8 protein-coding genes are annotated in these 11067 nt (G+C 40.1%); 7 read left to right on the top strand and 1 reads right to left on the bottom strand.

Translation table 11 applies throughout. The annotated features are described in order from the left end of the window. Positions 1-559 precede the first annotated feature (559 nt). From MXE38_RS11310 to MXE38_RS11280, 7 genes are all read left to right on the top strand, one after another. The gene (locus tag MXE38_RS11310) at positions 560-1705 is read left to right on the top strand and encodes an N-acetylneuraminate epimerase (protein ID WP_246915009.1); all 1146 of its coding nucleotides are present in this window, start codon (positions 560-562) and stop codon (positions 1703-1705) included. 56 nt (positions 1706-1761) lie between these two features. Then, complete coding sequence (locus tag MXE38_RS11305) at positions 1762-2487, top strand: oligogalacturonate-specific porin KdgM family protein (protein ID WP_246915006.1); 726 nt, start codon at positions 1762-1764, stop codon at positions 2485-2487. Between the two features lie 355 nt (positions 2488-2842). Then, entirely contained in the window at positions 2843-3517 is a 675-nt protein-coding gene (locus MXE38_RS11300) for an N-acetylmannosamine-6-phosphate 2-epimerase (RefSeq protein ID WP_246915003.1), read from the top strand. A gap of 132 nt (positions 3518-3649) precedes the next feature. Then, positions 3650-4531, top strand: coding sequence for an N-acetylneuraminate lyase (locus tag MXE38_RS11295; protein ID WP_246915000.1), 882 nt, complete (start codon positions 3650-3652; stop codon positions 4529-4531). Positions 4532-4902: 371 nt separating this feature from the next. Further along, on the top strand, positions 4903-6432 hold the full coding sequence (locus tag MXE38_RS11290; protein ID WP_246914997.1) for a sodium:solute symporter: 1530 nt from the start codon (positions 4903-4905) through the stop codon (positions 6430-6432). A gap of 173 nt (positions 6433-6605) precedes the next feature. Continuing rightward, on the top strand, positions 6606-7523 hold the full coding sequence (locus MXE38_RS11285; RefSeq protein ID WP_246914994.1) for an ROK family protein: 918 nt from the start codon (positions 6606-6608) through the stop codon (positions 7521-7523). A gap of 174 nt (positions 7524-7697) precedes the next feature. Then, on the top strand, positions 7698-9818 hold the full coding sequence (locus tag MXE38_RS11280) for a transposase (protein WP_246914991.1): 2121 nt from the start codon (positions 7698-7700) through the stop codon (positions 9816-9818). Positions 9819-9983: 165 nt separating this feature from the next. Here the strand turns inward: MXE38_RS11280 and MXE38_RS11275 are convergent, their stop codons facing one another. Next, positions 9984-10439, bottom strand: coding sequence for a YhcH/YjgK/YiaL family protein (locus tag MXE38_RS11275; protein ID WP_246914989.1), 456 nt, complete (start codon positions 10437-10439; stop codon positions 9984-9986). Positions 10440-11067 lie beyond the last annotated feature (628 nt).

Here is an 11067-nt window from a genome sequence, read left to right as displayed (position 1 = left end):
TTTTAAAATAAATTTTTAAAAATTCATATCAAACAAGATATATAAGCCATTTGCATGTGAAATTCTTCATTTCATCATACTCCATATTTATTTGAAACTATACATAATTAACTACGTTCAGCTATTTTTCGCTCTGCCAAGTAATTTTGTGATCTAAAACTAGCTCACTAAAAAACTCAACTATTGGAATTTTGCTCCAAATCACAATATTGATTGCTAAATTTCCTCACAAAGCTAGATAGAATCGGGCTTGCGTATTTTTCTCAACTTTATCAAGCACAAACGGCATATAAATCAGTATTTATCATTATCGCGTGATGCAGATCGCAAAATTTAAAAGCTTTAATTGTGAAAAATTTTTCTTTCATTATCATTAGACATGAAATTTAACTCCAACTTATCAACTTTAGACTTTGTTTAACTATCCACTATCCCAAATATCCCTCAGTTAAACAAAGAACGTAAGTCTGTGATAAGCAAGCAGCAACGTGCTTTGAACAGAAAAAATGCTTTTAAAGTTAAGCAATCTTGGAGTTTGCGTTTTTAGGAGTTTTTGTCTATGAAGATTAAGCATTTAGCTGCCGCCTTAGCCTTAGGCGCAATGGCCACCACATCCGCATTTGCCGCTGCTCTACCAGATGTTCCAGTTCCATTTAAGTCTGGCGCAGGTGCTATGAATGATGGCGTTATCTATATTGGTTTAGGTACCGCTGGTCAGGATTGGTACAAGTTAGATACTAAGGCAGAAAGCCCAAAGTGGGAAGCTATCGCTAAGTTCCCTGAGGCTGCCCGTGATCAGGCTCAAGCTGTTGCTTTAAACAACAAGATCTATGTTTTTGGTGGTGTAGGTAAGATTAACTCTGACATCCTCTCCGTTTCTAACGAGGTATTTGAGTACGATCCAGCTACTGACACCTGGACAAAACTTTTAACTCGCTCACCTATCGGCCTTACTGGTCACACCGTTGTAAGTGCTGATGGCAAGAACGCTATTGTAATCGGCTCCGTAAACAAGGAAATCTTTGATGGTTTCTTCAAGGATCTTGATTATGCAGCTAAGGCTGGTGACAAGGACTTATCTGCAAAGATCAATGCTGACTACATTAGCAAGCCTGTAAAAGACTATTTCTTCAATAAGGCTGTTTTACAGTACGATCCACAGACCAACCTCTGGTCCAACTTAGGTGATTTACCTTACTTTGGTACTGCAGGTTCTGCTGTGGCTGTTGACCCACAAGATCAGAGCGTCTTCGTAGTAAATGGCGAGCGTAAGCCAGGCTTAAGAACCAGCACTACTGTTGAGTTCACCGTTGAGAATGGTGCCGCCAAGTTTGTTCAAACCCCAGACCTCATTCCTGCAAAGGGTGAGAAGGTACAAGAGGGTGTAGCAGGTGCTTTCTCTGGCTACTCCAACGGTACTTTAGTTGTAATCGGTGGTGCTAACTTCCCAGGCTCAACCGTTGCTTATGCTAAGGGCAAGAACTTCGCTCACGAAGGCTGCACCAAGACCTGGCGTGATGAAATCTTCACCTACGCTAACGGCGCTTGGACTCACGCTGGTGATTTAGCTACTCCACTTGCTTATGGTGTAAGCATTCAAAACGGCGACGAGCTCATCTTAGTTGGTGGTGAGACTACTGGTGGCAAGGCTACAACTGATGTCATCACTGTTTCCGTACAAGACGGCAAGGTCGTTACTGAATAACAACCCGCTTTTTTAGCTTTTCTTATTGAAATTAAAACTTACGTTTAGGATATAAAATGCGCTTATCTAAAATCGCTTTGGGATTAGGCTTAGCCGCCGTTACCGCTTTTACCGCTGCCAATGCAGCTAAGATCACCGTTGACTACCGTCACGAGTTACGTTCCGAGTACTCTGAGAACTTTGACCGTATCTGCTTCATCGCTGCTTTAGACAATGGCGTTGGCTTCTACGTTGATTCTTCTGTAAAGTCTGGTGCAGATCGTCCAGGTTCTCCAGAATACCACGATGGTCAATGGGGCGACTTCGCTGCTAACGCAGTTGAAATGAGCATTTGGTACGGCTACAAGATGGGTAACTTCACCATCACTCCAGGTATCATAACTGAAACCCACAGAATGACTGGTTACAAGCCATACTTACGTTTACAGTACAACACTGACTTCGGTTTATGGTTTGCAGTTCGTCCACGTTATGACTACTGGCGTGATGATAGTGGTGAAGGCGATGCTAAGAATGCCCGTATTGATGCTTGGGTAGGTTACAACTCTGGCAACTTTGGTATCAACTACAACTACACTCACATGTGGGCTCTTAACGACACTGTTGAAGGTAAAGAGCGTGTAATGTGGGACAACAAGGACTACAACTACGAGCAGAACATCGCTGTTAACTACCGTATGGGCCAATGGAATCCATACTTTGAAATCGGTGATATCGCTGTAGCTGCCTCCGATGACAAGCGTCAGTTACGTTTCCGTGCTGGTATCCAATACACCTTCTAATTCCAGAGCATGTTAAGTTTTATATAAGCTAACTATGCTTTAAAGGGGTGGTTTGATTGAGCTTGCTTTTGAGAGCCACCCTTTAGACCAGCAACTTAGGTTGCTGGTTTTAGACAGTTGTTAAACATTTGTTCATCTGTTTTGGTGGCCAAATGTTTACCCGCTGCGTGTTTCAAACTATTTTAATAAAGCCTATATTAGTAGTTGTGCGGGTCACTTCTAGTAGCTAAAAATTGCTTGCCATCAAGCAAGTTTACATGGAAATAGGTTAGTGTTCCCTTGTACCAAAAATTGCTGGTACAGCAGTTTTTTCTCATATTAAGAAGTAGCAATAAGATTTAGCTGAGGTTATATCATGCTTTTTGAACAGTTTAAGAATAAGTTAATCATCTCCTGCCAGGCTTTACCAAATGAGCCTTTACACAGCCCATTTATCATGGGTCGCATGGCTTTAGCTGCTAAGCAGGTTGGTGCTGTTGCTATTCGTTGCCAGTCTGTTGACGACATCGTAGAAATCAAGAAGGTTACTGGTCTTCCAGTAATTGGTCTCATTAAGCAAAATTATGATGATAGCGAAATCTACATCACTCCAACCAAGAAAGAAGTTCAAGCTTTAATTGATTGCGGCTGTGAAATCATTGCTTTAGATGCAACTTTACGTAAGCGTCCAAATGACGAGAAGTTAGAAGATCTCGTTGCCATGATTCGTGATGCTGGTCGTTTAAGCTTAGCTGATATTTCTAACGATGAAGAAGGCTTAAATGCCGAGAAGATTGGCTTTGATGCTATTTCTACAACTCTTTCAGGCTACACCCCTTACACTCCAAAATTACACGGTCCAGATTTAGGCTTAGTAGCTCGTTTAGCTGCTACCTGCAAGATCCCTGTATTTGCCGAAGGCCGTATCAATACTCCAGATGACTTACGTTTAGCTTATGAAGTTGGTGCATATGGTGCCATCGTAGGCTCAGCCATCACCCGTCCACAAGTAATTGGACAATGGTTTATTGATGCCTTACCAAAGGTTTAGTTTAAGTTTTATTTAGTTACAAGTTATTAAGTTTTAGCAAACTTACATTACAACAAGCTCAGATCCTCAAATCACATAAGAGCCTAAATTTGTTAGTTTGCATGCCTATTGATAATCAGTGGAGATTTAACCATGGCTTACAAGAAGATTGGCGGTATTTATTCAGCTCTTTTAACCTCTTTTGACAAAGATGGCAACATCAATGAGAAGGGCATCCGCGAGTTAGTTCGTTACAACATTGACCACAACAAGGTTGACGGTTTATACGTTGGTGGTTCAACTGGTGAGAACTTCTTATTAAGCCCAGAAGAGAAAGAGCAGATCTTCAAGATTGTTAAGGACGAGGCCAAGGACGGTTGCCAATTAATCGCTCAGGTTGGTTCCTTAAACATTAAGGAGTCTGTAAAGCTTGCTAAGTTAGTAACCGACTTAGGCTACGACTCTTTATCTGCTGTAACTCCTTTCTACTACAAGTTCTCCTTCAACGAGATCAAGGAATACTACAACACCATCTTAAAGGATGTTGACAATCAGATGGTTGTTTACTTCATTCCATTCTTAACTGGTGTAAACATCAGCGTTGATCAGTTCAAGGAGTTATTCGCTAACGAGAAGATCACTGGTGTTAAGTTCACCGCTGGCGACTTCTACTTATTAGAGCGTTTCCGCAAGGCTTTCCCAGATAAGGTATTATTCGCTGGCTTTGACGAGATGATGCTCCCAGCTACCGTTTTAGGTGTTGATGGCGCTATCGGCTCTACCTTCAACGTAAACGGCTTACGTGCTCGTGAGATCTTCGAGGCTGCTCAGAAGGGCGACATTAAGAAGGCTTTAGAGGTTCAACACGTAACCAACGACTTTATCTCTGACGTATTAGCTAACGGCTTATATGGCACCTTAAAGATCTGCTTACAAGAGGCTGGTGTTGATGCAGGCTTCTGCCGTCAACCAATGGGTGGCTACTCTGATGAAATGATCGCTAATGCTAAAAAGATCTTCCACAAGTACTTCTAATTTAGCTTTAATCTAAATTAAAAAAGTCCCCTTACTTTTTCCATTGCTCTAAGTTTGGGGACTTTATTAGGCTTTAAGCCCAGATTTCTATTTGGATAATGCAACTATCCAATAGCACGCAGTCTTAATTATCAAGACTGCAAACCAAACCACACACACTCTAGCCCCTTTATGGATCACTATCCTAAAGGGGGCTATTTTAGGTGGCAAACAATTTCGACTTATTAAAAGTCGGACAGAACGACGTGAGTCGTGAATTTTTTTCCCTTTGTTTGGGTCAGGATCGGCACCAGATCAGATGCTTATAGCTATGAGACCTTATCTGAAATACGATCCCTTAGTCTTCAAGATGAGTTTTTGAGGTTTTGTTTATGACTGAAGAACTACACGGTTTTACTTGGATTGATACCACCGTGTTGGTCGTCTATATGATAGGCGTGCTTTTAGCTGGTATCTACTTCTCCAAGAAGGAAATGAAAGGTAAGGAATTCTTCAAAGGTGACGGTTCTGTGCCTTGGTGGGTAACCTGCGTATCCATTTTCGCAACCTTACTTTCCCCTATTTCATTCTTAGCCTTAGCAGGTAACTCCTATGGTGGTACCTGGATGCTTTGGTTTGCCCAGCTCGGTATGATCATTGCCATTCCATTAACCATCCGTTATTTCTTACCAGTTTACGCTAAGCTCGACATCGATACTGCTTACCACTACTTAGAGATTCGCTTCCAGTCCCCAGCCTTACGTGTTTTGGGCGCTATTATGTTCGTTCTCTTCCAGCTTGGTCGTATGTCCATCGTTATGTACTTACCTTGCGTAGCTTTAGCAAGCTTAACTGACATTAACGTTGACGTATTAATCATCGCTATGGGTGCTATTGCTATTGTGTACTCATATACTGGTGGTTTAAAGGCTGTGCTCTGGACCGACTTCATCCAAGGCGTGATCTTAATCGGTGGTATTACCCTCACCTTATTCTATATCATCTACAAGTTAGATGGCGGTTTGTCTGATGTTACCTACTCCTTAACCACTGGTGGTCGTTTCTTAGCTGACACCGAGAAGTGGATGGATTGGACTAACTTATTAGGCACCTCCGTAATCGTAACCTTAGTTGGTGGTGGTTTATCAACCTTCTGTTCTTACGTATCTTCTCAAGACGTGGTACAGCGTTTCACCACTACTACTGATGTTAAGCAGTTAAACAAGATGACTATCGGTAACGGTATTCTCTCTATCTTCTGCGCATCTGTATTCTACATGGTAGGTACCGCTTTATACCTCTACTACCAACAGAATCCTGAGTTAATTACTGAGACCTTCAAGCACTCACAAGATAAGGTATTCGCATACTTCTTAACTTATGAGCTCCCAGTTGGTATTACTGGTATCATCTTAGCCGCTTTATACGCTGCTTCCCAGTCTACCTTATCTACTGGTATTAACTCTGTAGCTACCTCTTGGGTTATGGACATCCAGACCAAGATTACTCCAAACATGGACTACACCCGTCAGACCAAGATTGCTCAGTACATCTCCTTAGCTATCGGTATCTTCGCTATCTTAGTTGCTATGTACTTAGCTCGCTTAGATGTTAAGTCCGCTTACGAGTTATTCAACTCCTTCTTAGGTCAGGCTTTAGGTGCATTAGCTGGTGTATTCGTATTAGGTGCTTTCACCCGTAAGACCACTGCTTTAGGCGCTTTTGCAGGCTTCGTATGCGCAACCTTAGTTGTGTTCTACTGCAAGTACAATGTACCAAGCATCTCCTTCTGGATGTACGCTTTCATCTCTATCGTTGTAACCTTAGTTGTTGGTATCGTAGTTTCTAAGATTCAGGCTGCTGCCACTGGCAAGACCTTTGAGGCCCCTGAAGGTTCTACCTACTTAACTGCTACTAAGTAATCTAACGATTTAAGTTTGCATAAGATGAAAAGCAAACAAACAAATCATAGAAAATAACCTAAAACAAGCAGGGCCCACGCCCTGCTTTTTTTATTTAAAATATTAAGTTTTTTTGGCCTAGTAAGACATTTACATGCTTACGTCAGCCCAATTTGGACAATCAAGGACGAAAAATGCAACAAGATTTATATGTTCTTATTGATATTGGCGGCACAGCAATTAAACACGGTGTTGCAACCATCGATGGTACTTTATTAGAGCGTGGCGAAATGCCAACTGAGGCCAAGGAAAAAGGCGGCCCAGGCATTGTACAAAAAGTAAAAGACATTACTAAAGCTGCTTTAGACAAGCATGGTGAGAGCATTAAGGGTGTAAGTATTTCAACTGCTGGTATGGTTGATCCAGAGCTCGGTAAGATTGTTTATTCCCTACCTGATGCTATTCCTGATTACACTGGCACTAATTACAAGGAAATTATTACTAAAGAATTTTCACTACCTTGTGAAGTGGAAAATGATGTTAACTGCGCTGCTTTAGGCGAGATGTGGTTAGGCGCAGGCAAGGGCTGCCATAGCGTTTTTTGTATGACCATTGGCACCTCTATTGGTGGTGCCATGATTTGCAATGGCAAGTTAATTAGTGGCGCTTCCAATTCAGCAGGCGAAATTGCCTATATGCGTGTTCCTGGTGGCATGCTTCATGAGCTGGCTTCTACTACTCATTTAGTTAAGTACTATGCCCAGTTACGTGGTGAAGATATTAGTAAAGTTAATGGCATTCGTATCTTTAACGAAGCTGAGCAAGGGGATGAGATTGCTATTAAAGCCATTGATGAGCTTATTGAACACTTAGCTGATGGCATTACCAATGTAGTATCAGTACAAAACCCACAGGCTGTTATTTTAGGCGGTGGCATTATGGCTCGTGATGAATACTTACGACCACGCATCGAAGCAGCCTTAAAGGAGCGTTTACGTGACATTGTCTTTAGAGCAACCCGTCTTGAATTTGCATCCTTACGTAATGATGCAGGCATGTTAGGTGGCTTCTACAACTTTAAACAGCGTCGTGGCTTAACAGCTTTAATGTAAAACCTAATCTTAAACGCAAAAAAAGAGGTACAACCTAAAAAGTTGTACCTTTTTTGGGTTAATTCTAGTGCATCTATCAAAAAAAATTAATATTTTATCTACAAAACTAGATGCAACTGTGTTATAATTCTGTATTTTAATGCATCTAGTTTATTTTTTAGTAGGATTAACCCCATGAGCGCTACCATGCCACAATTACCTCCTCTTCTCATAAGAAAGAGTGGCAAAACCTTTTATGTATTCACTTATAAAGCCGAATGGATTCCAAAGACTTATGATGAGAATGGTAATGCTATTGGTGGAATTGCTACTACTAATAAGCGAACTCTTGTAGGTAAGATTTTAGACAGGAAAAATGAGGGCCCTATTAAGTTCAATGATAAGTTTCTAAAGGACTATCCTGAGTTTAAAGACTATATTGTCTCTAGAAAAGGCAAGGGCTCATATGACATTAAGCATATTAATGACTTCTCTAAAGATAACAATCAAGATGCAGACATCATTAACACTCTAGTGGCAAGCAAAGACTACTCAATTAACGACTCAGGAAAGTTGATTGAATCTGCTAATGGTGTTCCTTTCAGTACAGATCCTGCAAAGCTTATTGAGTTATGTAAGGACTCTATTGATCAACCAGTTTTAGAGCAGGCTCCAAAAACCAGAGACGACTATGTTGCTAATAAAAGTGCTGGCAGTATATTGGCCATTATGGATGAGGCTAAACACATAGGCATACTTGAGGCTTTAGAGTACGCCTATAAAAAGGCTGGATATAAGGGCAAGCAAGTCAAGCGAAAGGCAAAAGCTTCTGTAACTCTTATGGCGTACTTTATTCATGACGGTTCTGCTAACTTGGAAGGTTTTGAGAAGTTTGCCAAAGAGTACATTACTCCAGGTGTTTCAACAACATCTAGAAGTAGCGCTTTTAAAATACTTAGCGAAGTCGACCAAAAGTTCGTAGAGAACTTCTCTAAAAAGTTTTTAAGCATTTTTATTGAGAGAGAGCAAGCCGAGGAAAGCTCTGAGGCTAATCCTTTGCTAAAGAGATTTAAAGGCTTACTGTTTGCTATTGACGGTACTAGTATTGACCATTCCAATGACACTCTTGCACATATTGATCTTGGCTTGGGAAAAGACAAGACAATCAAGTCAATTATGAATCTACAAGTTGTAAGTAGTATTGGCTTTGGTAGAAGTATTCCTCTTTTTTATATGCCTTTTAATGGTAATTGTAACGATGTATCTGCTTTTTCTACTCTCATTTCAAAGATAGCCAAAATGGGTGTCTTGCTTGATGGTAGTACCTATGTAATCGATAAAGGCTATGACTCAAAAACGAACGTAGAGTCTGTCTTATCGCAAAACAAAAATGCCATATTTAACTTAAGAATTGCTAAAGGCAGCGATGCACAAAGATATGTTGATATGGCCATTGCGGACAACATTGTAGCCTCTAACTACTTAAAAGATGCAGGCGAATATATTCAATGTAAATCGTTTGAAGCCACAATAAACATGGATCCTAATAAGGTTCAAAATAAGCGAGCACGAAATAATCATAGTGTTAGTGTTAAATACCATGTTTACTTTAATTACGATATCTACTATGAAACTCATCGTAAAACTCGTCAAAGATTTGATTGTTTAAAATCTTCTGCCATGACAGGTAAAGAGTTATCTGAAAGTGACAAGAAGTTTTTATCTGCTATTTCAAACTTTGATGACTTAAATAAAGACTCTTTTAGTCCAGCTGACTTAGAGGTAGATATAGTCAAATTAAACAATCACCTTAAATATGCAGGTTTTCGAGTGCTTCTTTCCTTAGACGCTAATAAATCTGCAGTTGAAGTTTTTCTTTCTTACAAAATTAGGCCACAAGTTGAAGGGCACATTTCAGTATTTAAGAATTCTAATAGCGGCAATTCTTTACATGCTCATACAAACGAAGGTTTTGAGAGTAAGTTGTTCTATGTTTTCTATAGTTCAGTTATTCAAATCTCTATGAGCAATAAGATTAAGGCTCTGCTAAAACAAGGCATTAGTGCCTACGTAGATACTTTCCGTTCTTTTAAATCTGTACTCAATACTTTGTCTTGTATTAGGCTGGAACAATATAAGTCTGGTGTTGTTTTTGAGCCTATAGTTGGCAAACAAGCATCTGTAATTAAGACAATGGGAATATCTCTTCCTAATTCTATGATGTCCCTAACTAAAGAATATGAGTATGTTGAGTGTCCCGAAGATTCGGTCAATGCTGAAGAGGATAAGGAAATTGATGAGTACTTATTAGCCTAAAAGGTAGTATTTACCTAGGTTATAAAGGGTACCCCCCTTTATAACCTAGGTGCATTAATACTTAACCCAAAAAAGTTGTACCTCTTTTTTAACATTTCCACACACTTGAGCTCTTAATTAGTCCTATTTTCCATTGCTCTTAAGACTAATCAGAGCTACTCATAATTATTTAACTGCAACCTTAACTACAACCTTAACAACCTCAACGGCATTACCCTGATGAGCAATACGTGGCTGGTGGCCCTCCTCTGGAGGAACAATAGCAAACTCACCTGGCTTTAAGGTTACAGAGGTGTAAACCTCAGGAGTGCTTAAGTAAACCATATCGTTGGCTGGATCTTCTTCAGTTACTTGGCAATCCTTACGGAGGCAAACATTAAAAGTCTCAATACCTTGAGCTAAATACTGAATATCAAAATAGTCGTTGTGAGCCTCAAAGCGAATAGCCTCAAAAGGAACAGTGGTATAGCGCTGTACTAAAGCAAAAGCGCCCTCACAAATGTCATAACGACCATTCTCAAGCTTGGTAGCATCGTTGTTCTTTAACCACTCAAAGCTCTTAGCAAACTTCTCTGCAAGATAATCATACTTAGTTGCAAGCTCAAGGGATGTAGCTAACATATAAATGTGCTCCTATTTAATTGTGTGGTGGAGAGCAACAATTACTCTCCAAAAGATACTAGTATTTTACCGCTATCAAGAGCCAATAAACATAGCTATTATCACGTTTTCTTTGATTTTTTTCACACACTAACTCTTTACTTTTCCACCCCTATTAGCACCTGCATTAATGCTATAAATAGTACCCTCATACCCTTACTTTCATACACTAATAAACGCCCTCCAACGACATTTCCTTTGTTTAATCTCCCCAGCCAAGGACAGCAATGAATGTCAGATAGGCAATGGCTGCTAGGCAAGGCCTTAGTGGTAACTCCTGCCCCAATGCATCGTGCGATAACGTAGGATAGCTTTAAGGTGAATTGGCTTAGCCACATTTCCATACTTGGTTTAGCAGCGTTAGTCTTAGGAACTGTAAAAAAATAAAACACACGAATTTTCACTAAAGTTGCAAAAGCTCTCCCCAAAAAATATTTAGATTTTTTAGGAAACTTCCTTTTACTGATTCTGAGGTTTAATTATGTAAAACCATTCGCCGTGCCACTTGGAGTGCTTAATATTAAGCTTATCCATAGTATCATTTGATACTTTAATACCTTTAGCATAAGTATTTGTATCCTGAACGCAT

The sequence above is a fragment of the Anaerobiospirillum sp. NML120448 genome (genome assembly GCF_023050945.1).
In the GTDB taxonomy this organism is placed as follows: Bacteria; Pseudomonadota; Gammaproteobacteria; order Enterobacterales; family Succinivibrionaceae; genus Anaerobiospirillum.
Note: the sequence above shows the minus strand (reverse complement) of the source record. Positions and strands in the feature narration are given on the sequence as shown.